The organism is Tropicibacter alexandrii (genome assembly GCF_003667315.2).
Taxonomy (GTDB): domain Bacteria; phylum Pseudomonadota; class Alphaproteobacteria; order Rhodobacterales; family Rhodobacteraceae; genus Tropicibacter; species Tropicibacter alexandrii.
The window spans coordinates 212,592-236,073 of sequence record NZ_RCTZ02000003.1 but is presented as its reverse complement, the minus strand read 5'-3'; the positions used below and the strand labels follow the sequence as shown (position 1 = coordinate 236,073).

26 protein-coding genes are annotated in these 23,482 nt (G+C 64.7%); 22 read left to right on the top strand and 4 right to left on the bottom strand.

Translation table 11 applies throughout. The features are described from left to right. Positions 1-22: 22 nt before the first annotated feature. The 7 genes from D8Z78_RS05570 (at position 23) to D8Z78_RS05540 (ending at position 6,305) form a co-directional block, all read left to right on the top strand. Positions 23-529, top strand: a complete 507-nt coding sequence (locus D8Z78_RS05570; RefSeq protein ID WP_121631764.1) for a DUF2244 domain-containing protein — start codon at positions 23-25, stop codon at positions 527-529. A 1-nt stretch (position 530) separates the two neighbouring features. Continuing rightward, a complete protein-coding gene (locus D8Z78_RS05565; RefSeq protein ID WP_121631763.1) occupies positions 531-1,448 on the top strand; it encodes a hypothetical protein in 918 nt (305 codons plus the stop codon). Between the two features lie 183 nt (positions 1,449-1,631). Further along, a complete protein-coding gene (locus D8Z78_RS05560) occupies positions 1,632-2,429 on the top strand; it encodes a TatD family hydrolase (protein ID WP_121631762.1) in 798 nt (265 codons plus the stop codon). Continuing rightward, positions 2,422-3,222 carry an MBL fold metallo-hydrolase gene (locus tag D8Z78_RS05555; RefSeq protein ID WP_121631761.1) on the top strand — a complete coding sequence of 267 codons (801 nt, stop codon included), beginning with the start codon at positions 2,422-2,424 and terminating at the stop codon, positions 3,220-3,222. Before D8Z78_RS05560 ends, D8Z78_RS05555 begins: the two co-directional genes overlap by 8 nt. Before the next feature lie 96 nt (positions 3,223-3,318). Next, positions 3,319-4,248, top strand: a complete 930-nt coding sequence (locus D8Z78_RS05550) for an AEC family transporter (protein WP_121631760.1) — start codon at positions 3,319-3,321, stop codon at positions 4,246-4,248. A gap of 123 nt (positions 4,249-4,371) precedes the next feature. Beyond that, entirely contained in the window at positions 4,372-5,289 is a 918-nt protein-coding gene (locus D8Z78_RS05545; protein ID WP_240671998.1) for a DMT family transporter, read from the top strand. Between the two features lie 89 nt (positions 5,290-5,378). After that, entirely contained in the window at positions 5,379-6,305 is a 927-nt protein-coding gene (locus D8Z78_RS05540; protein ID WP_121631759.1) for a DMT family transporter, read from the top strand. Here the strand turns inward: D8Z78_RS05540 and D8Z78_RS05535 are convergent. Continuing rightward, a complete protein-coding gene (locus tag D8Z78_RS05535; protein ID WP_121631758.1) occupies positions 6,226-6,912 on the bottom strand; it encodes a thiamine diphosphokinase in 687 nt (228 codons plus the stop codon). The two genes, D8Z78_RS05540 and D8Z78_RS05535, sit on opposite strands and share 80 nt — an antisense overlap. Positions 6,913-7,050: 138 nt before the next feature. Here D8Z78_RS05535 and D8Z78_RS05530 point away from each other — a divergent pair, with 138 nt between their 5' ends. Further along, entirely contained in the window at positions 7,051-9,462 is a 2,412-nt protein-coding gene (locus D8Z78_RS05530) for a hypothetical protein (RefSeq protein ID WP_121631757.1), read from the top strand. A 47-nt stretch (positions 9,463-9,509) separates the two neighbouring features. Here the strand turns inward: D8Z78_RS05530 and D8Z78_RS05525 are convergent, their stop codons facing one another. Continuing rightward, positions 9,510-9,743, bottom strand: coding sequence for a DUF2842 domain-containing protein (locus D8Z78_RS05525; protein WP_121631756.1), 234 nt, complete (start codon positions 9,741-9,743; stop codon positions 9,510-9,512). 46 nt (positions 9,744-9,789) lie between these two features. Continuing rightward, the gene (locus tag D8Z78_RS05520; protein ID WP_121631755.1) at positions 9,790-11,085 is read right to left on the bottom strand and encodes an adenylosuccinate synthase; all 1,296 of its coding nucleotides are present in this window, start codon (positions 11,083-11,085) and stop codon (positions 9,790-9,792) included. A 213-nt stretch (positions 11,086-11,298) separates the two neighbouring features. On the opposite strand from D8Z78_RS05520, the gene D8Z78_RS05515 reads away from it, so the two are divergent. From D8Z78_RS05515 to D8Z78_RS05500, 4 genes are all read left to right on the top strand, one after another. Next, positions 11,299-11,694 (top strand): DUF6524 family protein, encoded by a 396-nt coding sequence (locus D8Z78_RS05515; protein ID WP_121631754.1) that lies wholly within the window; start codon positions 11,299-11,301, stop codon positions 11,692-11,694. A 179-nt stretch (positions 11,695-11,873) separates the two neighbouring features. Next, entirely contained in the window at positions 11,874-12,239 is a 366-nt protein-coding gene (gene secG / locus D8Z78_RS05510; RefSeq protein ID WP_121631753.1) for a preprotein translocase subunit SecG, read from the top strand. A gap of 194 nt (positions 12,240-12,433) precedes the next feature. Further along, positions 12,434-14,077, top strand: coding sequence for a CTP synthase (locus D8Z78_RS05505; protein ID WP_121631752.1), 1,644 nt, complete (start codon positions 12,434-12,436; stop codon positions 14,075-14,077). A gap of 122 nt (positions 14,078-14,199) precedes the next feature. Next, on the top strand, positions 14,200-15,006 hold the full coding sequence (locus tag D8Z78_RS05500; protein ID WP_206169636.1) for a hypothetical protein: 807 nt from the start codon (positions 14,200-14,202) through the stop codon (positions 15,004-15,006). 145 nt (positions 15,007-15,151) lie between these two features. Here D8Z78_RS05500 and D8Z78_RS05495 read toward each other — a convergent pair whose 3' ends face one another. Next, positions 15,152-15,619 (bottom strand): hypothetical protein, encoded by a 468-nt coding sequence (locus D8Z78_RS05495; protein WP_121631749.1) that lies wholly within the window; start codon positions 15,617-15,619, stop codon positions 15,152-15,154. A gap of 118 nt (positions 15,620-15,737) precedes the next feature. Here D8Z78_RS05495 and D8Z78_RS05490 point away from each other — a divergent pair, with 118 nt between their 5' ends. From D8Z78_RS05490 to D8Z78_RS05445, 10 genes are all read left to right on the top strand, one after another. Continuing rightward, positions 15,738-16,520 (top strand): 23S rRNA (adenine(2030)-N(6))-methyltransferase RlmJ, encoded by a 783-nt coding sequence (locus tag D8Z78_RS05490; RefSeq protein WP_121631748.1) that lies wholly within the window; start codon positions 15,738-15,740, stop codon positions 16,518-16,520. Between the two features lie 63 nt (positions 16,521-16,583). After that, a complete protein-coding gene (locus D8Z78_RS05485) occupies positions 16,584-17,027 on the top strand; it encodes a tellurite resistance TerB family protein (RefSeq protein ID WP_121631747.1) in 444 nt (147 codons plus the stop codon). Positions 17,028-17,066: 39 nt separating this feature from the next. After that, complete coding sequence (locus D8Z78_RS05480) at positions 17,067-17,507, top strand: tellurite resistance TerB family protein (RefSeq protein WP_121631746.1); 441 nt, start codon at positions 17,067-17,069, stop codon at positions 17,505-17,507. Continuing rightward, complete coding sequence (locus D8Z78_RS05475; RefSeq protein WP_121631745.1) at positions 17,504-18,244, top strand: phosphate/phosphite/phosphonate ABC transporter substrate-binding protein; 741 nt, start codon at positions 17,504-17,506, stop codon at positions 18,242-18,244. Before D8Z78_RS05480 ends, D8Z78_RS05475 begins: the two co-directional genes overlap by 4 nt. Before the next feature lie 108 nt (positions 18,245-18,352). Beyond that, entirely contained in the window at positions 18,353-19,129 is a 777-nt protein-coding gene (locus tag D8Z78_RS05470; RefSeq protein WP_121631744.1) for an ABC transporter ATP-binding protein, read from the top strand. 53 nt (positions 19,130-19,182) lie between these two features. Then, positions 19,183-19,908 (top strand): transporter substrate-binding domain-containing protein, encoded by a 726-nt coding sequence (locus D8Z78_RS05465; RefSeq protein ID WP_121631743.1) that lies wholly within the window; start codon positions 19,183-19,185, stop codon positions 19,906-19,908. Positions 19,909-19,950: 42 nt separating this feature from the next. Further along, a complete protein-coding gene (locus tag D8Z78_RS05460) occupies positions 19,951-20,832 on the top strand; it encodes an ABC transporter permease (protein ID WP_121631742.1) in 882 nt (293 codons plus the stop codon). Between the two features lie 91 nt (positions 20,833-20,923). Next, positions 20,924-21,730: an ABC transporter permease gene (locus D8Z78_RS05455; RefSeq protein ID WP_121631741.1), complete on the top strand. Its 807-nt coding sequence runs from the start codon at positions 20,924-20,926 to the stop codon at positions 21,728-21,730. A gap of 135 nt (positions 21,731-21,865) precedes the next feature. Beyond that, complete coding sequence (locus D8Z78_RS05450) at positions 21,866-22,048, top strand: hypothetical protein (RefSeq protein WP_121631740.1); 183 nt, start codon at positions 21,866-21,868, stop codon at positions 22,046-22,048. Positions 22,049-22,126: 78 nt separating this feature from the next. Beyond that, entirely contained in the window at positions 22,127-23,473 is a 1,347-nt protein-coding gene (locus tag D8Z78_RS05445; protein ID WP_121631739.1) for a glutamine synthetase family protein, read from the top strand. Positions 23,474-23,482: the final 9 nt, after the last annotated feature.

The following is a 23,482-nucleotide window of genomic DNA, read 5'->3' as shown; positions in this document are numbered from 1 at the left end:
CGGGCGCGATATTTTCCCCGGCATGCCATACACATGGACCGAGACTCATCACCCCACCCCCCGCCAGGAACTGCGCGCCTGGCCGCATAACTCGCTGTCACCTCATGGCTTTGCGGTGATGATCCTGGGCTTTTACCTATTCGCGACGATCCCGCTGTATGGGCTGATCGGCACCCGGCTGTTCTGGGGGCTGCTGCCCTTCCTGCTGGTCGCCCTCGCGGGTCTCTGGTACGGCCTCAGACGCAATGCCCGTGACCGCGAGATCCTCGAAGTGCTGACCATCACCGCCGCCGACACCCACCTGTGTCGCACCAATCCCAAGGGCGACACGCAGGAATGGCAGGCCCATACCTATTGGGTTGCGCCGCAGCTGCACCTCAAGGGCGGCCCCGTGCCCTATTACGTGACGCTCAAGGGCAACGGGCGCGAAGTCGAGATCGGCGCATTCCTCTCGGAGGACGAGCGCAAGGCACTGCATGGCGAATTGCAAAGCCGTCTGGCCCGCGCCGCGGCGCCGGACGGGGGCTGAGATGGCACAGGAGCCCGCCACCTCCAAGCCGCACCGCGCGGCGCTGCGCCTTGCGGCGCGTCTCGAACGGCCGGGCGTGATCGACCGTCTCGGGCCGGTCACCTCCGAACGCGCGGCGCTGGCCCTGCGCGAGGCGCTATCCGGTAAGGTGACGCCGCGACGCAAGCAGGTTTCCTTTCTCATCCCGCTGGTCTCTCCCGCGCATGTCACCGACTGGACCGCCGTGACCGAACGGCTGAACGCGACGCTGCACTGCATGATCGCGCAGGACGATCCGCATTGGCATGCGATGATCTGCTGCCAAGAGCGCCCGCCCCTGCCGGAGGATGAGCGGATTTCGTGGCTGCCCTTCGACGATCCGACGCCGGGCAATGACAAGTGGCGCAAGCTGGGCGCGCTGGTGAACCGGCTGGCGCGGCTGCCGCTGCCACCGGGCTATGTCATGAGCTTCGATGCCGATGATTTGCTGCGGCAGGGGGTCGTGTCCGAGATGCTGCGGCGGCAGGCCCCGGGCGGGTATCTCGTCGAATCGGGCTACGTCATGGACGATGCGACGGGGCGCATCGCGCTTGCGGACCGGCCGACGCTGTCGCAGCCGCTGCGCAAACCCTTCTGGAAGCTCTGCGGCTCCTGCGCGGCGCTGGCCCATGACCCGGAACTGCCGCAAAGCGCCGAGTTCCTGTACCACATGTTGCAGCACGAGCACCGGATGTTTCCGTATCTCGCGGCGCTGTCCGGTCAGGCGCTGGCGCCACTGTCGCGGCCGTCCGTGCTGTACGTGTTGAACCATGGCGAGAATTTCGGCGCGCGGCGCGGTCGGGTTGGCTACAAGACCCGCTTCGTCGAGCGGTTTCGCATCGACGACCCCGCCGTGCTGGCCGAACTGGCCGCCGGTTTCCCCGATCCCGGCGGCGCGTGACCTGCCGGCGCGGCTGCGCCGCCCTCTTTCCTCTGGGGGTCATACCCCAGACCCCCGATATAGGGGCTCCGCCCCTCGCGCGGGCCGCGCTCACCCCGCGGGATTTTTGGCCAGAAGATGCCTTGACGCTGTGCGCTTGACCCTGCCGGTCGGCTGCGAGATACCACCGGCAAAGGAGCCGACATGACCCTGATCACCGACAGCCATTGCCATCTGGATTTTGCCGATTTCGACGACGAGCGCCCGGATGTGATCGCCCGCGCGGTCGAGGCCGGCGTGGCGCGCATGGTCACGATCTGCACGAAGCCCGGGAACGAGCCTCAGGTTCGGGCCATCGCAGAGGCGCATGATCCGGTGTTCTACGCCTATGGCGTTCACCCGATGAGCGCGCATCAGCAGCCGGTGGTCGATGTCGATCATCTGGTCGAGGTGGCGCAGCACCCCAAGATGGTGGGAATCGGCGAGACCGGTCTGGATTACCACTACACCGCCGAGACGGCGGAGGTGCAGAAGCAATCCTTGCGCGTACATATCGCGGCGGCGCAGGAGACCGGCCTGCCGCTGATCATCCATGCGCGAGATGCGGATGACGACATGGCCCGGATGTTGACCGACGGCTACCGGGAAAAACCCTATGACTGCGTCATGCATTGCTTTTCCTCCAGCGCCGCGCTGGGGCGGGCCGCGCTGGATCTGGGGTTCTACCTGTCGATGTCGGGCATCGCCGCCTTTCCCCGCTCGACCGAGCTGCGCGAGATTTTTGCCAGCGCGCCCTTGGACCGCATTTTGGTCGAGACCGACAGCCCGTATCTAGCCCCGCCGCCGCATCGCGGGCGGCGCAACGAACCGGCCTATGTGGTGAACACGGCCAAGGTGGGGGCTGAGGTGTTCGGCGTCAGCTATGAGGCGTTCGCCGCCGCGACCGAAGCGAATTTCGACCGGCTCTTTGCCAAGGCCGCCGCGTGGTCCGCGCATGGCTGAGCTGCGCTTCACCATTCTCGGCTGCGGGTCCTCCGGCGGTGTCCCCCGCATCGGCGGCCATTGGGGCGATTGCGACCCGTCGAACCCCAAGAACCGCCGCCGTCGCTGCTCGATGCTGGTCGAGCGCGAGACCGAGGCCGGGACCACCACGGTGCTGATCGATACCGGCCCCGACCTGCGCGAACAGCTGATCTCGGCCGGTGTCGGGCGGCTCGACGGGGTAGTCTGGACCCATGCCCATGCGGACCATACACATGGGCTGGACGACCTGCGGCAGGTGGTCTTCAACATGCGGTCGCGGATCGATGTCTGGGCCGATGGCGACACCCAGAACGACCTGATCGCGCGCTTTGGCTATGCCTTCGTGCAGCCCGAAGGCTCGCCCTACCCGCCGATCCTGAACCTGCACAGCATTGCCGACGCGCCGTTCAGCGTTTCGGGCGCCGGGGGCGACATCACCTTCACCCCGTTCAAGGTCAATCACGGCAGCATCGATGCGCTAGGCTTCCGGATCGGCGATCTCGCCTACCTGCCCGACGTGGCCAAGATGAACGACGCCGCGTGGCCCATGCTGGAAAACCTCGACTGCTGGGTGCTGGATGCGCTGCGCCGCGACCCGCATCCGACCCATGCCCACTTGGCCCTCGCACTGGACTGGATCGCGCGCGCCGACCCGAAACGCGCCGTCCTGACCAACATGCATATCGACCTCGACTACGACACGGTCGAGGCCGAGACCGCGCCGCATGTCACGCCCGCCTATGACGGCATGGTCATCCGCTATGAGGTCTAGCACCGCGCCCTTGTTTCTTCTTGGCCCCAATACCCCCGCCGGAGGCTCCGAGGCCAGCCTCGGGCGCTGCGGCCCGACAAGGTGTAGCACGCCCCCATGCAGGCCCTGATCGACGTCATCCTGCCAGTCTTTCTGGTCATCGCCGCAGGCTACGGCGTGGCGTGGCGCGGCTGGATGTCCGAGGCCGCCATCGACGGGGTGATGGCCTTCACCCAGACCGTCGCGGCACCGGCCCTGCTGTTTCTCGCGATCTCGACCCTGCATCTCGAGGCGCACTTCGATCCGTGGGTTCTGGTCAGTTTCTATACCGGGTCGATCACCTGTTTCGTCGTCGGTTTGCTAACCGCGCATCACGTCTTTCACCGCGACTGGGAAGATTCCGTCGCCATCGGGTTTACCTGCCTGTTTGCCAATTCCCTGCTGCTTGGCCTCTCGATCACCGAGCGCGCCTATGGCGTTGACGCCCTTCAGGCCAATTACCTGATCATCGCCCTGCATTCGCCGATCTGCTACGGCATCGGCATCACGGCGATGGAAATCGTCCGCGCCAAGGGCACGCCCGCCCGCCATCTGCCGTTCAAGGTCTTGCGGGCGATGTTCCGCAATGCGCTGGTGATCGGCATCGTGCTGGGCGCGCTGGTCAACCTGTCGGGCCTGCCGCTGCCGAAACCAGCCTCGGACGCGGTGGCGATGCTGGCGCGCACCACCCTTCCGGCGGCGCTGTTTGCCATGGGCGGCGTGCTCTTCCGCTACCGTCCCGAGGGCGACGGCCGGGTGATCGCCTTTGTCTGCGCGGTGACGCTGCTGCTGCACCCGGCCATCGCATGGACCATGGGCAAGCTCACCGGCATCTCGACCGAGGCGTTCCGCTCGGCTGTGCTGACGGCGGCGATGGCGCCGGGGATCAACGCCTATGTGTTTGCCAATATGTATGGCCGGGCCAAGCGCGTCGCCGCGACCTCGATCCTGTTGTCGACCTCGCTGTCGATCCTCACCGTCTGGCTCTGGCTCACCGCCCTGCCGTGACGCCCCCGGTCGGTTGGCCCGGACGCGACACCGCCCGTCGCATCCGGCGCAGCCCGCCTGCCCCTTGCATCCGAGTGTAGGGCGGGGTTAACCCGACCCTACCCCAAGTCATCGAGGCCCAGCATGGACAACAGCAAACCGACCCTCGGCATCCTCTTCATGCTGGCCTTCTGCATCTTTGCGCCGATGATGGACGCGATGGCCAAGGCCACCCCGACCGACGTGCCGGTCACGCAGATCCTTGCCGCGCGCTTTGCGGTACAGGTCATCGTGCTGCTGCCGGTTGCGCTGGTCATGGGCTACAGCCTGCGCATGAGCGCGCGCGATGCGGGCTTGCATCTAGGCCGGGCGGCGGCGCTGCTGGCGGCGACGGGGTGCTTTTTCACGGCGCTGCGATACATGCCGATTGCCGACGCGATCTCGATCTTCTTCGTCGAGCCGTTCATCCTGACCTTGATGGGCGCCCTCGTCCTCAAGGAAGCGATCGGCTGGCGGCGTCTGACCGCCTGCCTCGTGGGGTTCGGCGGGGCGATGCTCGTGATCCGCCCCAGCTTCGTCGATCTCGGGCCGGTCAGCCTTCTGCCGCTGGGCACCGCCTTCCTGTTTGCGATCTACATGCTGATGACGCGCGCCATGTCGCAGCGCCTCGCCCCGATCCCGCTCCAAGGCCACACGGCCTTGGCCGCCTGCCTGCTGATCGTGCCGCCGCTGGTGCTGATGGAGGGCAGCGGCGCGGTGCTGTGGGACCCGGTCTGGCCCGAGGGCAAGGCGGTCTGGACGCTGGCAGGGGTGGGCATCATTGCGACCGTCTCGCACCTGTTCCTGACCTTTGCGCTGCGCTTTGCCCCCGCCGCGACGGTGGCACCGCTGCAATATCTCGAAATCGTCGGCGCGACGGTGATCGGGTATTTCGTCTTCGACGATTTCCCCGAACCGCTGGCGTGGCTGGGCATCGCGATCATCGTCGGCGCGGGGCTGTATGTGTTTGCGCGCGAGCACCAGCAAGAGCGGCGCGCGCGCAAGCCCCTGCCACCGGTCTGACCCGATCGGGACACCAACCGCACGCGCGACACAGCGCAAGCCCTGTGCCCCCTCTGGACGCGCGCCCGCCAGCGCCGTAGCCTGACCAAATGCAACCCGATCGTCCCCTCCTTGGCATCGCGCTCATGCTTGGTTTTTGCGTGTTGGCCCCCTTTGCCGACGCGCTGGCCAAGCTGCTGGGCCCCGAAATGGCCACCGGCCAATTGCTGACCCTGCGCTTTGCCATCCAAGCCGCCATCCTCGTCCCGCTGACGCTGGCCACCGGGCGCAGTTGGCGCATGGATCGCCGCACCACCCTGCTGGTCGTCGCGCGCACGCTGCTGCACATCGCGGGCATCGCGCTGGTCTTTACCTCGCTCTTGTACCTGCCGCTCGCCGATGCCATCGCCATCGCCTACGTGATGCCCTTCATCGCGCTGCTGCTCGGCAAACTCGTCCTAAACGAAGAGGTCGGCCCCCGCCGTCTCACCGCCTGCGCCGTGGGTTTTGCAGGCACGCTCATGGTCGTCCAGCCCGCCTTTCAGGATGTCGGCTGGCCTGCGCTGCTGCCCTTCGGCGTGGCGCTGGTCTTTGCGCTGTTCATGCTGGTCACCCGCATGATGTGCGCCGCCGATCCCATCGCCATGCAGGCCACGTCCGCCCTGATGGCGCTGGTGGTCCTGATCCCGGCCATGGCGCTGATCCCACATGCGCAGCTCGACTGGCGCGCGCCCACGACCACCGGCTGGGGGCTGATCGCGCTGATGGGTCTGGCGGGCACCTTTGCCCATCTGCTGATGACATGGGCGCTGAAATACGCGCCCTCGGCGACGCTTGCACCCATGCAATACCTCGAAATCCCCGTCGCCACCTTTGTCGGCTGGCTGATCTTCTCTGACCTGCCCGGCCCGCTCGCCACACTCGGCATCGCCGTGACCATGGGCGCGGGGCTCTACGTCATATGGCGCGAGCAGGCCAGCGGGGGGCCTCCGCCAGCCCCGCAAGCAACGCATTCAGGCACGCCACCGGCAGGATGAGCAGCATGGATGGGCCGTCCATCTCCAGCGTAACCGGCCCCGAAACCTCGTTCGAGGTCCCGACCCGTCCGCCCGGCGCAAAGCCGATCCCGTCGATCGGCCAGCGCAGCCCGGTGCTGCGCCCCGTGACCGGCGCCATCGGGAAAAGCGACACGCGCGCGCCCAAGGGCAGATCCAGCGCCAGCCGTGGCGGCGCCACGCAGACCACATCCTCGGCCCCGACCAGAACACACAACCGGTCCGCGCGCCTGACCAGCACGGTCATCGCCGCCAGTTGATGGTCCAGCCGCGCCCCCAGAAAGCCGTGCCCCAGCACCAGCGGTGCTTGGACCATGCGCAGACATTTGTCGAAATCCGTGCTATCTTGTTCGGTGATGCGATGCAGAACTCCCTCCGGCAAACGCGCCGCCAGATCCGGGTCGAGCGAATCCATGTCGCCGATCACCGCGTCGGGCACCCGCCCCAGTTCAAGGCAGTGCGCCGCGCCGCCATCCGCCGCCACGACCGTCTTTGTCACCGCCAGCGCGTCAATCAACGCCGCGCGCGGACATTCGCCGCCACCGACCAACAGAACCGGGGCCGAACTATCTACAATTTGATTTTTCATGGCCGATTAATGGCCCTTTGCGAAACAGATCACAATCCGGACACGAAATGATACGGTCTTCGGCACAGATTCGATAAACTTACGTCTCGGTCCTCATGGTAAACACACTGTTGCAGAACGTATGAAAGTGAGCAGGCTATGGTGAGTTCCAGCAAGATTCTGACCGTCTCCTACGGGACGTTTTCCTGTACGGCCGAAGGGTTCGAGGATCCGCTTGCCGTCGTCAAGGAAACCACCCATTTCTTCCGCGGTGTCGTCGGAGAGGACCGGTTCTTTGGCGCGGAGCCACCGCAATTCGATGCCGACCTCGCCACCGAGATGATGCGCGAACGGCTCTCGCCCGAGATGGGCAGCGGCACGCTGAGCCTTGGACAGGCGATGGCGGCGGGGGCCACCTCGTCCGGGGCGCTGGCCTCGGCGCTCGGGGCAGGCCCGTCGCGCGCTGCTGCGCCTGCGCCCGCGCAGGACAGCCTGCCCGACGATGACACGATCGAGGCGACCGCCGTCCTGACGGAGCGTCCGATCACCGCCGACACCGATCTGCCCGACGCGCCCGAGGCGCTGACCGCCCCCGAAGCCAGTGATGACGATACGGACGCGCCTAGCCTTGCCGCGCATGACATGGACGATACCGATATCGAAGATTTCGACATCGGTGCGCTTGCCGATCAGCCGCTGGCTGCCGCAGCCGCGCCCTCGGACGTGGCGGCCAAGCTTGACCGGATTCGCGCTGTGGTCGCTGGTCAGACCAGCTTGAACGAGCCCGAAGAGACCGATTTCGACCTGCCCGAGACGACCGGAGAGGACAGCGGCGACGGTGTCGACGACGACGCGCTCGCGGCGCTGCTGAGCGAATACGAGGACCAGACCGCCGACGATTTCGAGCCCGAGGCAGCGGTCGAGGCCGAAGACGCGCTTGAAGACGATCTCGAAGACGGTCTTGCCACGGTCGCGCCGACCGGGGCCGATGACAACCTGTTCGCAGACACGCTCGCCAGCCTGATGGCCGACCAAGAGGCGCGCGACACCGCGCCCGAGGCCGCGCTTGAATTGCCCGACATGGACGCCGCCTTTGCCTATGACGACGCCGAGGAGGACGAGGAGGACGACGTTTTCGCCGACGAGGACACCGCAGCCGGCCAGCTCGCCGGGGGCAGCGAGGTGTTCGCCGCATGGGATGACGATGCCGAGGACGATCAATTCGGCCATGACGACACGGCGCCCGAGGCCGAGGAAAGCTTCCTCGACGAAGACGAGGACGATGCCGCCGAGGGTGCCATCCAGACGCCCCCGCCCCCGCCGCCTGCCGCGCCGAAACCGGCCATCCGCGCCCGCGTGGTCAAGGTCAAGCGCACGGTCTTCGAAGAGGCCGTGAAATCCGGCCAGCTTGAGGAAATCGAGGATGACGCGGCCCCGGTCCCTGGCGAAAGCTCGCTCTCGCCGCAGGAGGAGGACGAACTCGCCCGCGAACTGGCTGCGGTGACCGCCGAGCTGGATCAGGGTTGGGACGAGGACGACGAGGACGATTTCCTCGACGACGAAGAGGCGGCTGCCCCGGCGGCAGAGGACTTCGACGACTTCGAGGACGAGCTTGATGAGGATGACGAGGAAGACGCGCCCGCGCCGTTCCGTCTCGACAACCCCGTGAACCGCCCCGCCGCCCACGCCTGGGAGGAGGACGTGGACACCATCGCCGCGCGTGCCGCCGACCGCGTGCCCTCCTCGCGCCATTCGGATGAGTTGGACGAGGACGATGACGACGAGGATGCCTCGCTGGAGGCGCTGGTGCGCGACAGTGCCCGCAAAGCCGTCAAGATGGCCAGCCCGGCCCGCGCCATGCTCACCGAATCGACGGTCGAGGATGGTGACACCTCGCGAATCCTCGACGAGACGAACAAGGAACTGGACGAGCCCGAGGGCAGCCGCCGCCGCACCGCGATCGCGCATCTGCGCGCCGCCGTGGCCGCGACCCGCGCCGACAAGCTTCTGGGTCGCAAGGCCGATGCCGACCGCGAGGCACAACCCTATCGCGAGGATTTGGCCAACGTGGTGCGTCCGCGCCGCCCGCAGACCGCGCCCGTCACCCGGTCCGAGCGCCCGGCCGAACCGGCCACGCGCCCCGCGCCCCTCAAGCTGGTGGCCGAGCAGCGCGTCGGTGACCGTCAGCCCGAGGCAGCCCCAGCGCAGGTGAGCCCGGTCCGCCCGCGCCGCATCCGCCGCGACGCCGCCGCCCGTGCCGAGGCCGCCCTCGAGGAGCCCGCGGCAGAAGGTGGCTTCGCGGATTACGCCGCATCTGTCGGGGCGGTCGACCTGCCCGAATTGCTGGAAGCGGCTGCGGCCTACATGTCCTTCGTCGAGGGCCGCGAACAGTTCTCGCGCCCGCAGCTGATGACCACGGTGCGGCAGGCCGAGCAAAGCGAAAGCTCGCGCGAGGACCGTCTGCGGAGTTTCGGCCAGCTCTTGCGCGAGGGCAAGATCGAGAAGACCAGCGGCGGGCGGTTCACCGCCTCCGAGCGGATCGCCTTCAAGCCGGACCGCGCGGCCGGGTGACACGATCGAAACCGGGTTTCATGGGGTAGGATGGGTCTGGACCCATCCTACTTTTCGTCAGGCGCCCCGGCTTCCGGATCGGCTTGCCCGACCCCGCGGAACACGAACTTGAACGGCAGCGCCCACAGGATGCCCAGCCCGACATAGACGCCCAGTTCCGCAAGGATCGACGGCCGCTCGAACAGGCTGACCACGTAGAGCGCCGCCGCGATGTAGAGCGGCAACCCGATCAGCAGGATCACCAGAGACCAGCGGCGTCGTGCCTTGTAACTCAGTGCCATGCGCGCCTCCTTGGGCGGGATGGGGTCGACCCGATCCCGAAGATGGTCAGTCCGCGAACGGATCGGTCACGAGGATCGTGTCGTCGCGTTCCGGCGAGGTGGACAGTAGCGCGACCGGGCACCCGATCAACTCCTCGACCCGGCGCACGTATTTCACCGCCGCCCCCGGCAGGTCCGCCCAGCTGCGCGCACCTTCGGTCGATTCCGACCAGCCTTCCATCTCTTCGTAGATCGGCTTGCAGCGCGCCTGCTCTTCCGAGGCGAAGGGGAGGTAGTCCAGCGTCTTGCCGTCCAGCTCGTAGCCCACGCAGATCTTCAGCGTTTCGAACCCGTCGAGCACGTCCAGCTTGGTCAACGAAATCCCGTTCACGCCCGACGTCGCGCAGGTTTGGCGCACCAGCACCGCGTCGAACCAGCCACAGCGGCGCTTTCGCCCGGTGGTCGTGCCGAATTCATGCCCCCGCTCGCCGAGACGGTCACCATCCGCGTCGAACAGCTCCGACGGGAAAGGCCCCTCGCCCACGCGGGTCGTGTAGGCCTTGACGATGCCCAGAACGAAATCGATCGCGCCCGGCCCGATGCCGGTGCCGGTGGCGGCCTGACCGGCGATCACGTTCGACGAGGTGACAAAGGGATAGGTGCCGAAATCGATGTCCAGCAGCGCGCCTTGTGCGCCCTCGAACAGGATGCGGTCGCCCGCGCGGCGCTTTTCGTTCAGCACTTTCCAGACCGGCCCGGCATAGGGCAGGATCTGCGCCGCGATGTCCTTCAGCTGCGCCACCAGCGCCGCCCGGTCCACAGGCTCGATCCCAAGCCCCTTGCGCAGCGGGTCGTGATGCTGAAGCGCCCGGTCCACCCGCGCCTCCAGCGTTGCGTCATCCGCCAGATCCGCCACGCGGATCGCGCGACGACCGACCTTGTCCTCGTAGGCCGGCCCGATCCCGCGCCCGGTGGTCCCGATCTTGGTCCCTTTCGAGGCTGCCTCCTCGCGCGCCCGGTCCAGCTCGCCATGGATGGGCAGGATCAGCGGCGTGTTCTCGGCGATCATCAGCGTCTCGGGCGAAATCTCGACCCCCTGCGCGCGCACCGTCTCGATTTCCTTGATCAGATGCCAAGGGTCCAGCACCACGCCATTGCCGATCACCGACAGTTTGCCTTTGCGCACAACACCGGACGGCAACGCGTGCAGCTTGTAGACCTTGCCGTCCACGACCAGCGTATGGCCCGCATTGTGCCCGCCCTGAAAGCGGCAGATCACGTCGGCCCGGCTCGACAGCCAGTCCACGATCTTGCCCTTGCCCTCGTCGCCCCACTGGGCGCCCACGACCACAACATTCGCCATCTCGGTGAGTCCTTTCGGTGATCCCAAACCCGCGCCCGTATAATGAACCCCACGCGCCAGCGAAACCGGAAAATCACTGAGACGGTCGAGCGCGCAGGGGCGTAACGCCGCAACCCCGCGCCGGGCTTGACCCGGCGCCTCGCCGGTGGGACATCTGGGAGGCCCCGGGTCAGGCCCGGGGCACGGCTCACCCCAGACAGGAGCGCCCGCCCCATGTCCTTCTTCCTGCGCTGGCTCTTTGCCTTTCTGCTGCTCGCCGCGACCTACAACCCGACGCGATGGAACTTCACACGCTGGGCGCTGGCCAATTGGGAAACCAACCTGTCACTGACCGTGCTCTTCGGCCTGCTGCTGTTGGTTGGCTACATCATCTACCTGCGCGCCACGCTGCGCTCGATCGGGGCGTTCGGAATGATCCTGATCCTCGCGCTCTTCGGCGCGCTGATCTGGGTGGCGACGGATTTCGGACTGATCAGCCTCGCCGATCCCGGCTTTGCCACGTGGCTGGCGATCCTCGCCGGGTCGCTGGTGCTGGGCATCGGCCTGAGCTGGTCGATCATCCGCAAGCGCCTGTCCGGACAGGTCGACATGGACGATGTCGAGGAGTGACCGAAAGTAGGATGGGTGATCACCCATCCTACCCGCTCTCACACACCGCACCGATGGGCTGGCGGGTGGGCGCTTTTCGGCGCAGCCGGAACAGAGCCACCCGCCAGCCCGACAATCGCTTGCACCCCGGCCCCCCTTCCCTTACATACCCGCCGAAACGACAAGCGCACGCAGGTCCCATGGAAAACGTCATCCTCATCATCCACCTCCTCCTGGCCCTTGGCCTGATCGGCGTCGTCCTGCTGCAACGCTCCGAAGGCGGCGGCCTCGGTATGGGCGGCGGCGGAGGCGGCGCGATGAGTGCGCGCTCGGCGGCCACGGCCTTGGGCAAAGTCACATGGCTTCTCGCCATCGGTTTCATCATAACCTCGATCACGCTCACCGTGATCGCTGCACAAAACGCCTCCGGCTCGTCGATCCTTGACCGCCTCGGCGACGCGCCGGCGGCAGCCGAAGAAACCGCCCCCGCCGACATCGACACCGACTCCCTGCTGCCGCCGCCCTCGGGCGACGCGGACGCACCACTGGTGCCGCGCGCAGACTAAGACCACAACGGATGGCCCCCAAGGCCATCCCCCGCAACAGCATCTTGCGGCGCACTGGACAAATCCAGACGAATCCTCTATGGCTCAAATCCCGTGATGCTGCCGCCCGCAAGGCGGCGGGAGAGCATTTCATTGGCCCAAGTCAGCCTGCCTGACGGGACCGAAACGACAGGCAAAATCACGGGGTTGCCCATATGGCTCGCTTCATCTTCATCACCGGCGGTGTGGTCTCCAGTCTTGGCAAGGGGCTGGCCTCCGCCGCCCTCGGCGCCCTGCTGCAAGCGCGCGGCTACTCCGTCCGCCTGCGCAAACTCGACCCCTATCTGAACGTCGACCCCGGCACCATGTCGCCCTTTGAGCATGGCGAGGTCTTCGTCACCGACGATGGCGCGGAAACCGATCTCGACCTCGGCCATTACGAACGCTTCACCGGTGTGCCCGCGCGCAAGAGCGATTCCATCTCGTCGGGCCGCGTCTACACCAACGTCCTCGAAAAGGAACGACGCGGCGACTACCTTGGCAAGACCATCCAAGTGATCCCCCACGTCACCAATGAAATCAAGGACTTCATCTCGATCGGCGAGGATGAGGTCGATTTCATGCTGTGCGAGATCGGCGGCACGGTCGGCGATATCGAGGGCCTGCCGTTCTTCGAGGCGATCCGCCAGTTCTCGCAGGACAAGCCCCGCGGCCAGTGCATCTTTATGCACCTGACGCTTCTGCCCTTCATCAAGGCCAGCGGCGAGCTCAAGACCAAGCCGACCCAGCACTCCGTCAAGGAACTCCGCTCCATCGGCCTCGCCCCCGACATCCTCGTCTGCCGCTCCGAGGGGCCGATTCCCCAGAAGGAACGCGAGAAGCTGGGCCTCTTCTGCAACGTCCGCCCCGATGCCGTGATCGCCGCGCAAGATCTGCGCTCGATCTACGAGGCGCCCATCGCCTATCACCGCGAGGGTCTGGATCAGGCCGTGCTCGACGCCTTCGGCATCCATCCCGCGCCCAAGCCCAATCTCGACAAGTGGGAGGACGTCACCGACCGCGTCCACAACCCCGAGGGCGAGGTCACCGTGGCCATCGTCGGCAAATACACCCAGCTCGAAGACGCCTACAAATCCATCGCCGAGGCCCTGACCCATGGCGGCATGGCCAACCGGGTGAAGGTCAAGATCGAATGGGTCGATGCCGAGCTGTTCGACCGCGAGGACGCCGCCCCCCATCTCGAACCCTATGACGCGATCCTCGTGCCCGGCGGCTTTGGCGAACGCGGCACGGAAGGCAAGATCAAGGCCGCGCAATACGCCCGCGAGAACAAGATCCCCTATCTGGGCATCTGCCTCGGCATGCAAATGGCGGTGATCGAAGCCGCCCGCAACGTCGCCGGCGTGACCCGCGCGGGCTCCGAGGAATTCGACCATGAAAAGGGTGAAAAGCGTTTCGAGCCCGTGGTTTACCACCTCAAGGAATGGGTGCAGGGCAACGAGAAAGTCAACCGCTCGGTCGGTGACGACAAGGGCGGCACCATGCGCCTTGGCGCCTATGACGCGGTCCTGACCGAAGGCTCCAAGGTCGCCGAGATCTACGGCACCACCGCCATCGACGAACGCCACCGCCACCGCTACGAGGTCGACATCACCTACAAGGACCGCCTCGAAGAGGCTGGCCTGTGCTTCTCTGGCATGTCCCCCGACGGCAAACTGCCCGAGATCGTCGAATGGCCCGACCACCCGTGGTTCATCGGCGTACAATTCCACCCCGAACTGAAGTCAAAACCCTTTGACCCGCATCCCTTGTTCAGGGATTTTGTGAGAGCGGCGAAAGAGGTGTCGCGGTTGGTGTGAACTGTAGAAGCAGAGGAAGCCTGTATGAATAAGCGCTACGGACTTTATTTCTATTCAGCGGCTCTTATACTGGTAATTGTGATCGGTGCTCTTGCTGAGCTTGTAGGCCCTAATTTTCGGCAATGGTATTATCCGATCTCGAAGGATTTTGTTATCGGACTGATTGGGGCGTTCTTTGGGTTCCTATCGTCGGATGTGTTCAAGGATTAAAGTACATGAAAAATTTATGCTTTTTGCTGTGCATGGCTTGCTTTACCGTTGGAGCAGGGAGCGCTTTAGCGGAAAAACTTGAACTAAGTTCAGAAGAGCGCCGAGATTACATTGCCGCTTGTTTGTACGGCAAGATAGACAAGTATGATCGAGAGCTTAGAAAAGAAGGGGCGGGACAACTACTGGATAATTTCGGGGGAAGCTCTGTTGAGGTAAGCCCCGATCTCTTAGAAACGCTGCCCGACAACGAGCGGCTGAAATTTCTTGAAAAAGGTCGTGAGTGCATTCTCAAGCTTGCTGATGCCTTGAAGAGCACTCTGGTCGACGCACGCTTTAACGCGCGGAATGGCAACTACGGTGAGATTTACCTTACACCTGAGCAAACAGAGATCACACTTGGAATAATTTGTGAACGGCCTGACATTCAAATGCAGCTTCAGCTTGGCAGTCTTTTGACAGGTGGCTCGATTACTCCAGAGGTCATCGCTACCTGGGTAGGATTGACCGGAGCGCAAGCCAAAGATGCTTTTCGGGGGGTCGACCTGAACAACATCGATTGCTCCAAACCAAGGATATGCCAAATTCGCGGGAGCGTGCCGTTAGAAACTTCGGACTTGGCCGTAGACTACCTAGGCACTAGATTAGTGGGGGTTACACCGTTGGCCGGAAGTTGCAAGGGACAATTCGGATACTTAAACGAGCGCTTTATTGATTATTGACAAATTCATTTCCCGCGCCTCTCGTCCCGGGCTTGACCCGGGACCTCATACCCAATCCGCCCAGACCAACCGCCCCCGGCGCTGAGCGCGTGAAACCCTTGAACCGTCCCCCGGACGGTTCATCGCGCGTAGCGCGAACCGGGTTTCACCCCATCACAGCCAGCCACAAACACACCCAGCCGCTTGCTTCGGAACAGACCGAATGGCCGACCCGCTCGCCCATCAGGTACAAGAACCCCGAAAACGCGAACCAGTGGGTAAACAGCACCATCCGCGCCCGCCCGTCATGTGCCGTGCGCAGCAATGCGCCGTTCAGATCCGGGAACCCCTTGTTGTACCGCCGGAATTCCCGGCTCATGGTCACGGCGATGTCGTAATGCTGCCGCAGCGCCTGCGCGTTCACATAGGTAAAGGCCGCGATGGCCAGCGCAAACAGTGCCGCAAAGGCAAAGCCCATTTCCCCCGGATAGAAATGCAGGAACCCGAACAGCGGAATGTAGGAGGTGATGAACATCCCCCAGATGAAGTCGATCTTTTGCCAGATCATCACGTAAACCCGCAGGTATTCCAGCAACTCCTTGTCGCGGGCCTCGTGCTCGGCCAATGCCTTCATCAAACCTCTCCGTGCAATCGGACCAGACCTTACGACATGCCACGCGCCCTGCAAGACCCTCGCACCCGTTGCGCAACTGGCCTAGTAAGGCACAAACACCAAGACAAGCGGCCCTGCGATGCTCTCTTATCAACACGCCTACCACGCCGGAAATCTGGCCGATGTCCACAAACACGCGCTGCTCGCCAGCGCGCTCGATTACCTGACGCGCAAGGACAAGCCGGTCTCGTATCTCGAAACCCATTCGGGCCGGGGCCTGTATGACTTGACCGCGCCCGAGGCGACCAAGACCGGCGAGGCGCAGCAGGGGATCAGCAGGCTGGCGCAGGCTTTTGCGGCGGATCATCCCTACACCAAAGCGCTGCACGCCATCCAGAACCAGCACGGCCCCGCCGCCTATCCCGGCTCACCGATCATCGCGCAAACGCTTTTGCGCCCCTGCGATACGCTGCACCTCGCAGAGCTGCATCCGCAGGAATACGCCGCCCTGCGCAGCACCGTCAAAGCGCCGAACACCAAGACGTATCAACAAGATGGCTTTGCATGCGCGCAAAGCCTCTGCCCGCCCGATCCCCGCCGGGGGATGATCCTGATCGACCCCAGTTGGGAGGTCAAAACCGACTACGCGACCGTTCCGAAATTCACCGCGACGCTTGCGAGGAAATGGAATGTCGGCATCATCGCGCTGTGGTATCCGATCCTGACCGACGCGCCCCACGCACCCATGCTGCGCGCGCTCGAAGCCCAGCACCCGGAGGCGCTGCGCCACGAGGTCAGCTTCCCCCCGGCGCGCGAGGGGCATCGGATGGTGGGCTCCGGCATGTTCATCGTGAACCCGCCTTGGGGCCTATCGGATGAGGCCGCGCGGCTGACCAACCTGTTTCAAACCTTGCAACGGTAACGCGATTTTCCCCGTGGCGGGGGCGCGGACCCATGTTAGGTTTCCCGAAAAACGAGGGCCCGCATGTTCGAACGTCTGACACAGTTCTTTCACCGCAAGAGCGCACCCGAAGCACCCCTGCCGCCGCTGGATGCGCGCTATGCGCTGGGGGCGCTGCTGGTGCGGGTGGCGCAGGCGGACAACGCTTATCTCTTCGAGGAAATCGAGTCGATCGATCGTATCCTTGCCAAGGCTTACGGCCTGAACCCGATCGAGGCCGCCAAGATGCGGGCGGTCTGCGAAAAGCTGGCCCATGGCATCGAGGATGACGCGCATATGGCGGCGCTGATCCGCGATTCGGTCGACTACACCCACCGTCTGGAAAAGACGCAGGCCCTGTGGGAGGTCGCGCATTCCGATGGTCTGGTGGTCGAACGCGAGGCCGAACTGGTCCGGCTGGTCGAGGACATGTTGGGCGTCGCCCGCGCCGACAACGAGGCGGCCCGTGCCGCCGCCGTGATCCCCTGACCCATTGCCGCGCGATACGCGGCTGGCTATATCCCAGTCATGTTTGCTGATTTCCTCAAGCGCCTGACCGCGCCGCAACCCGCCCCCCTGCCCGACGAAGACGCCCGGCTTGCGCTGACCGCGTTACTGGTGCGGGTCGCCCGATCCGACGAATCCTACGACGACGAAGAGCGGCAGCGCATCGACCGCATCGCCGCGACGCGCTTTGGCCTGTTGCCCTTCGAGGCGTCGAAACTGCGCGGCGAGGCCGAGGCGCTGGAAGCCGAGGCCCCCGATACGGTCCGCTTTACCCGCGCCATCAAGGACGCGGTGGCCTACGAGGACCGGATCGGCGTGATCGAGGCGCTGTGGCAGGTCGTGCTGGCAGACGGGGTGCGCGACGCGTCCGAAGATGCGCTGCTGCGCCTTGTCTCGAACCTGCTCGGCATCAGCGACCGGGACAGCGCGCTGGCCCGTCAGCGGGTCGAAAAGGCGTCATGATCGCCGGTCTGCCGATGTATGACCGCCCCGGCACCACCGAGGCGAATGAGGCGTTCTGGGCGCTGATCCGCGACGAGTTGGGCTTTGGCCCCGTTGCCTTGACGCGCGATATCGACACTTGGGATCTTTGGCTGTCACCGGATCTTGTGCTGGCGCAGACCTGCAACCTGCCCTACCGGATGCGGCTGCATGGCAAGGTTCACCTGCTGGGCAGCCCGGATTACCGCCTGCCCGGCTGTCCGCCGGGCTATTACAACAGCGTCTTGGTGGCGCGTGCCGACGACCCGCGCAGCTTGCGCGAGCTTTTCGGCGCCCGAGTGGTGATCAACCAGCAGCACAGCCAATCGGGCCATGTCGCACTGACCGAGCATGGCAAGACGCTGGGCGTCGTGCCGACGATCACCGGCGAAAGCGGGGGCCATGTCCTGTCTTCGATCATGGTCGCCGAGGACCGCGCCGATCTTGCGGCGATCGATGCGCAGAGCTGGCGCCTGATCGAACGCCACGATCCGGACCGCGCGGCCCGGCTGCGCACGGTCGACCGGACGCAGCCGACCCCCTCGACGCCCTATATCACCAGCCTGTCGCAGGATTCAGACACCCTGCGCAGCGCCCTCATCCGGGCCATCGACCGCATGGACACGGAGTTGCGCGAAACGCTGTCGATCCACGGGCTCGTGCCCCTGCCCGAGCGCGCCTATCTGGATCTGCCCATTCCCGCGCCACAACCGGCCTGACGCGGCCTCACGTCGCGTCAGCTGCGTGGCCGATCGCTTTTCTACGTTGCATCCGTGGTCCGTTTCGCGTCAATCTGACCGCCAAGTCAAAAACTCGCAGGGTAGGACGTGAGCGCACAGAGCCCCGTCATCGAAATTCGCAACCTTCACAAGGCCTATGGCGAGTTGGAGGTCATCAAGGGCGTCAGCATCGCCGCGAAGAAAGGGGACGTGGTGTCGCTGATCGGGTCCTCCGGCTCGGGGAAATCGACGATCCTGCGCTGCTGCAACCTGCTGGAGGACAGCCAACAGGGCGACATCCTCTTCAAGGGCGAGCCCGTGACCTGGAAGGGCACGGGACATGCGCGGCGGCCCTCCGATCCGAAACAGGTGCTGCGCATCCGCACGAACCTGTCCATGGTCTTTCAGCAGTTCAACCTGTGGGCGCATATGACCATCCTGCAAAATGTCATGGAGGCCCCGCTGACCGTTCTGGGCCGCGACCGGGCCGAGGTGGAAGAGGCCGCGCGCGGGTATCTCGACAAGGTCGGGATCGGCGACAAATGTGACGTCTACCCGGCGCAGCTGTCCGGCGGACAGCAGCAGCGCGCCGCAATCGCGCGGGCCTTGTGCATGGAGCCCGAGGCGCTGCTGTTCGACGAGCCGACCAGTGCGCTGGACCCGGAACTGGAACAGGAGGTCATCAAGGTCATCAAGGATCTCGCCCGCGAGGGGCGGACGATGATGATCGTGACCCATGACATGAAGATGGCCGCCGATGTCAGTGACCACGTGGTCTTTCTGCATCAGGGCCTGATCGAGGAAGAAGGCCCGCCGGAGACACTGTTCGGCGCGCCGAAATCGGAACGGCTGCGTGGGTTCCTGAAGTCCACCACGCATGTCTGAAGCGTAGGATGGGTTCGGACCCGTCCTGCCGTAACCACACAGGGAGCAAGACAATGAAAAACCTGCTGATTGGAACCGCCGCATTGGCGATGATGGCCGGTGCCGCATTCGCCGAAAGCCACTCGGTCGTGCGGCTGGGCACCGAGGGCGCCTACCCTCCGTACAACTTCATCAACGATGCCGGCGAGGTCGACGGGTTCGAGCGCGAGTTGGGCGACGAGCTGTGCACGCGCGCGGAACTGACCTGCGAATGGGTGACGAACGAGTGGGATTCGATCATCCCGAACCTCGTTTCGGGCAACTACGACGCGATCATCGCCGGCATGTCGATCACCGCTGAGCGCGACGAGGTGATCGACTTCACCCAGAACTACACGCAGCCCGACCCTTCGGCCTATCTGGCGCTCGATGGTGCCGAGGTTGATCTGGAGGGCGGCGTGATCGCGGCGCAGGCCAGCACGATCCAGGCTTCGTACATCGCCGAAATGGGGGCCACGCTGGTCGAATTCGCAACGCCCGACGAAACGGTCGCGGCCGTGCGCAATGGCGAGGCGGATGCGGTGCTGGCCGACAAGGCCTATCTTCAGCCGATCGCCGACGAGAATGCCGATCTCGTCCTGCTGGAACAGGATGTGCTGATCGGTGGTGGCGTCGGCATGGGCCTGCGCGAAAGCGACGGTGAGCTTCGCGAGAAATTCGACGCCGCAATCCAGTCGATGAAGGACGATGGCTCGCTCAACGCCCTGATCGAGAAATGGGAGCTTGGCGCAACCTTCTGATCGAGGGGGGCGGGGCTTGTCCCCGCCCTGCACGCTGTCACAATGTTTGGTTTTTGTACCGATCCTTCGAGCCTAGACGGCCTCGCCTGGCTGGCGTGCTACCTGACCACGGGCAAGCACATGGCGATCTATTGGTCGGTGGGAACCGTGTTGCTGCTGCTGGCGATCTCCGCCCCGGTCGCGCTGGCCTTCGGCTTTGGCGCGGCGGCGGCGGCGCGGTCGCGCTTTCTGCCGCTGGCTTGGCTGGGCAAGGCCTATATCGCCATCGTCCGCGGCGTGCCGGACATCGCGTTTTTCCTCTTCTTCGTCATCGCACTGGATCAGGCCTTTGAATGGCTGCGCCACAAGGTCAAATGTCCCGACTGGGACCAGCCGATCCGGCAGGGCAACGACTTCGTCGTGTGTGCCGATGCCAAGCTGCCCTTGGGCAACGCGGCGCAATGGGTGCATGAGGTCTACGGGTTCTCGCTGGCGGTGCTGACCTTCTCCATCGTGTTCGGGGCCTTTGCCGCCAATGTCCTATACGGGGCCATGCGCGCCGTGCCGCGCGCACAGCTGGAAACGGCGGAGGCCTATGGCATGTCGCCGCGCCAGTCATTCTGGCGGATATTGGTGCCGCAAATGTGGGTCTATGCGCTGCCGGGCCTGTCGAACCTGTGGATGGTGCTGATCAAGGCGACCCCGCTGCTGTTCCTGCTGGGGGTCGAGGACATCGTCTATTGGGCGCGCGAATTGGGCGGGGCAAAGACTGCGCGGTTCACAGACTACCCGCATCCCGACTGGCGGATGTGGTACTTTTTCGCGCTGTTGGTGTTCTACCTTGGATTCACGAAGCTCTCCGAGGTGTTCCTCGACCGGCTGATGGCGCGGCTGACCCATGGGCAGGCCACCACGGGTGGCGAAGCACAAAGGAAGGCTGCGTGATGGTGCGGACCGGTCGAGGGGGGCTTTGCCCCCCGGCTCTGCGAGCCTCCCCCCACGGTATTTCGGGCCAGAAGAAACCGGGAGGCCATGCGTGAGTTGCTGGGAAACTATCGCCGATTACGGGTTGCGGTCGCTGGGCATCGGCGAGCGGCTCTTGCCGCGGGACAACTTCACGCTCTGCCAACAGGTCACGCTGATTGGTTCGGGAATGTTGTGGAACATCTATTTCGGTGTGCTGGCGCTGATGTCGGGCTTCTTTCTTGCGACGGCGGTGGCGCTTGGCAAGGCCGCGCGCAACCCGTTGGTCCGCAAGCCATCGGAATGGTTCATCTTTGTCTTTCGCGGCAGCCCGCTGTTCATCCAGTTCTTCTTTGCCTATTTCCTGTTTCTCAGCCTCAAAGGCGTCTCGCCGATCTTCGACCCGTTCAGCGCCGCGTGGCTGGGCGCGTTGATCGTGCTGTTCCTCAACACCGCCGCCTATTCCGGCGAAATCTTTTACGGCGCGTTGCTGTCGATCCCCAAGGGCGACATGGAGGCGGCGGATGCCTACGGATTTTCGGGACTGGCGCGGTTTCGCAAAATCACATGGCCGACGATGCTGCGATTGGCTTGGCCCGCCTATACCAACGAGGCGATCTTTCTGTTTCACGCCACGACGCTGGTCTATTTCTCGGGCTTTCCGGCATGGCGGCAACAGGGGGACGCGCTGTATTACGCGAGCTATTTCGCGGACAAGACCTTCAACCCCTTCGTGCCCTACCCGATCCTTGCGGGCTATTTCATCCTGCTGACGCTGGTCGTGATCAGCCTGTTCGGGCTGATCAACCGACGGCTCAACCGGCACTTGCCGCAACACGGGCGCGCGAGGCTGCGGATCAGACCCAACCTGATCAGGTAATGGGCAAGCTGCCTGTCTGCTGACATTCCACCCAAGATTGTGCGCTTGGAGCGGTCGGCTGTGACCGGGATCATAGCTTTTGGTGGATTTCAGACTTACCTCCTGTCTCGGACCCGCGCTGACAGAGGCTGTTTTATGACCATTGTTTTCTTTGCATATGTGCTGCGGCTGGCGCTTGTACTGGCGGCGTATTTCGCCGCGCGCGCCCTGCCCGCCTATTACGAAATGTCGATGACCAGACGCAGTTTGCTGTTCCTCGGCGTCACTGCACTGTTTCTTCTTCCGGTAGAGCTGGCCCTGGTGGCGTTGATGATGTGACGTCAGTGACCGCAAACCCCCTTGCCAAGCCCCCGTCCGCCTCGCTACCATAATTTGATCAAAATATGACGAGGCACCATGTCCACCCCCGAGAAATGGCTGCGCGACCATCCGCAGGTCCGCACCATCCGCGCCGCCGCCTGTGATCTGAACGGCGTGGCGCGCGGCAAGCGCATGCCCATCGGCTCGGCGCTGAAGACCCTGACCGAAGGCACGAAATTCCCCATGTCCGTCCTGTCGCTGGACATCTGGGGCGAGGATATCGAAGGCTCGCCGCTGGTGTTCGAGAGCGGCGACCGCGACGGGCTATTGTTCCCGACCGAGCGCGGGTTCGTCCCCATGCCGTGGCTGGAGGCACCGACCGCCCTGCTGCCGATATGGATGTTCCACGAGGATGGCCGCCCCTATGACGGCGATCCCCGGCAGGCGCTGGCGCAGATCTCGCAACGGTTCAAGGACAAGGGCCTGACGCCGGTCGTCGCGGTCGAGCTGGAATTCTTCCTCATCGACGATAGCGGGCGGCATTTGCAGGTGCCGATCAGCCCGCGCTCCGGCAAGCGCAGGCAGGCCGCCGAGATCCTGTCGATCCGGGCGCTGGACGCGTTCGACCAGTTCTTCACCGATCTCTACGATGCCTGCGAGGCGATGGACATCCCCGCCGACAGCGCGATTTCCGAAGCCGGTTGGGGCCAGTTCGAGATCAATCTGATGCATCAGGCCGACCCCCTGAAAGCCGCCGACGATGCGTGGCTGTTCAAGCAGATGGTCAAGGGGTTGGCGCGGCGGCATGGCTTTGCCGCGAGCTTCATGGCGAAACCTTACGAGGATTATGCGGGCTCTGGCATGCACGCGCATTTCTCGGTGCTGGACCGCGACGGCGTGAACATCTTCGACGATGGCACCGAGCGCGGCACCGACACGTTGCGTCACGCCATTCAAGGCTGCCTGTCGGCGATGCACGATTCGGCGCTGATCTTTGCGCCGCACCTGACCAGCTATGACCGGCTGGTGCCCGACGCGCATGCGCCCACGGAAATCTGCTGGGCCTATGAGAACCGCACCGCCGCGATCCGCGTGCCCTCCGGTCCGCCGAAGAGCCGCCGGATCGAGCATCGGGTGGCGGGTGGTGACGTGAACCCTTACCTCGCCCTGACCGCCATGCTCGGCGCGGCCTTGATCGGCATCGAGGATGCGCGGATGCCCCCCGCCCCGATCACCGGCTCGGCCTATGACAACGACACGTTGGCGTCGATGCCCACCGACTGGGCCAGCGCCATCGATGCGATGGACGGGTCCGAGATCATGGCGCGCATCTTTCCCCAGACCTTGATCGACAATTACCTGATGACCAAGCGTCAGGAATTGCGCGACATGGACGAGTTGACTCGCCAGGAGCAGGTGGAAATCTACCTCGATACGGTGTGAACTGGCGGG

Bases quoted from the DNA above. Each gene is read 5' to 3' on its own strand.
- D8Z78_RS05535 (WP_121631758.1), bottom strand. From the start codon at position 6,912: ATGAAAAATCAAATTGTAGATAGTTCGGCCCCGGTTCTGTTGGTCGGT.
- D8Z78_RS05520 (WP_121631755.1), bottom strand. From the start codon at position 11,085: ATGGCGAATGTTGTGGTCGTGGGCGCCCAGTGGGGCGACGAGGGCAAG.
- D8Z78_RS05565 (WP_121631763.1), top strand. From the start codon at position 531: ATGGCACAGGAGCCCGCCACCTCCAAGCCGCACCGCGCGGCGCTGCGC.
- D8Z78_RS05445 (WP_121631739.1), top strand. From the start codon at position 22,127: ATGTCCACCCCCGAGAAATGGCTGCGCGACCATCCGCAGGTCCGCACC.
- D8Z78_RS05485 (WP_121631747.1), top strand. From the start codon at position 16,584: ATGTTCGAACGTCTGACACAGTTCTTTCACCGCAAGAGCGCACCCGAA.
- D8Z78_RS05515 (WP_121631754.1), top strand. From the start codon at position 11,299: ATGTCCTTCTTCCTGCGCTGGCTCTTTGCCTTTCTGCTGCTCGCCGCG.
- D8Z78_RS05475 (WP_121631745.1), top strand. From the start codon at position 17,504: ATGATCGCCGGTCTGCCGATGTATGACCGCCCCGGCACCACCGAGGCG.
- D8Z78_RS05530 (WP_121631757.1), top strand. From the start codon at position 7,051: ATGGTGAGTTCCAGCAAGATTCTGACCGTCTCCTACGGGACGTTTTCC.
- D8Z78_RS05570 (WP_121631764.1), top strand. From the start codon at position 23: ATGCCATACACATGGACCGAGACTCATCACCCCACCCCCCGCCAGGAA.
- D8Z78_RS05495 (WP_121631749.1), bottom strand. From the start codon at position 15,619: ATGAAGGCATTGGCCGAGCACGAGGCCCGCGACAAGGAGTTGCTGGAA.
- D8Z78_RS05545 (WP_240671998.1), top strand. From the start codon at position 4,372: ATGGACAACAGCAAACCGACCCTCGGCATCCTCTTCATGCTGGCCTTC.
- D8Z78_RS05540 (WP_121631759.1), top strand. From the start codon at position 5,379: ATGCAACCCGATCGTCCCCTCCTTGGCATCGCGCTCATGCTTGGTTTT.
- D8Z78_RS05505 (WP_121631752.1), top strand. From the start codon at position 12,434: ATGGCTCGCTTCATCTTCATCACCGGCGGTGTGGTCTCCAGTCTTGGC.
- D8Z78_RS05480 (WP_121631746.1), top strand. From the start codon at position 17,067: ATGTTTGCTGATTTCCTCAAGCGCCTGACCGCGCCGCAACCCGCCCCC.
- D8Z78_RS05550 (WP_121631760.1), top strand. From the start codon at position 3,319: ATGCAGGCCCTGATCGACGTCATCCTGCCAGTCTTTCTGGTCATCGCC.
- D8Z78_RS05460 (WP_121631742.1), top strand. From the start codon at position 19,951: ATGTTTGGTTTTTGTACCGATCCTTCGAGCCTAGACGGCCTCGCCTGG.
- D8Z78_RS05555 (WP_121631761.1), top strand. From the start codon at position 2,422: ATGGCTGAGCTGCGCTTCACCATTCTCGGCTGCGGGTCCTCCGGCGGT.
- D8Z78_RS05525 (WP_121631756.1), bottom strand. From the start codon at position 9,743: ATGGCACTGAGTTACAAGGCACGACGCCGCTGGTCTCTGGTGATCCTG.
- D8Z78_RS05465 (WP_121631743.1), top strand. From the start codon at position 19,183: ATGAAAAACCTGCTGATTGGAACCGCCGCATTGGCGATGATGGCCGGT.
- secG (WP_121631753.1), top strand. From the start codon at position 11,874: ATGGAAAACGTCATCCTCATCATCCACCTCCTCCTGGCCCTTGGCCTG.
- D8Z78_RS05450 (WP_121631740.1), top strand. From the start codon at position 21,866: ATGACCATTGTTTTCTTTGCATATGTGCTGCGGCTGGCGCTTGTACTG.
- D8Z78_RS05560 (WP_121631762.1), top strand. From the start codon at position 1,632: ATGACCCTGATCACCGACAGCCATTGCCATCTGGATTTTGCCGATTTC.
- D8Z78_RS05500 (WP_206169636.1), top strand. From the start codon at position 14,200: ATGGTATTATCCGATCTCGAAGGATTTTGTTATCGGACTGATTGGGGC.
- D8Z78_RS05490 (WP_121631748.1), top strand. From the start codon at position 15,738: ATGCTCTCTTATCAACACGCCTACCACGCCGGAAATCTGGCCGATGTC.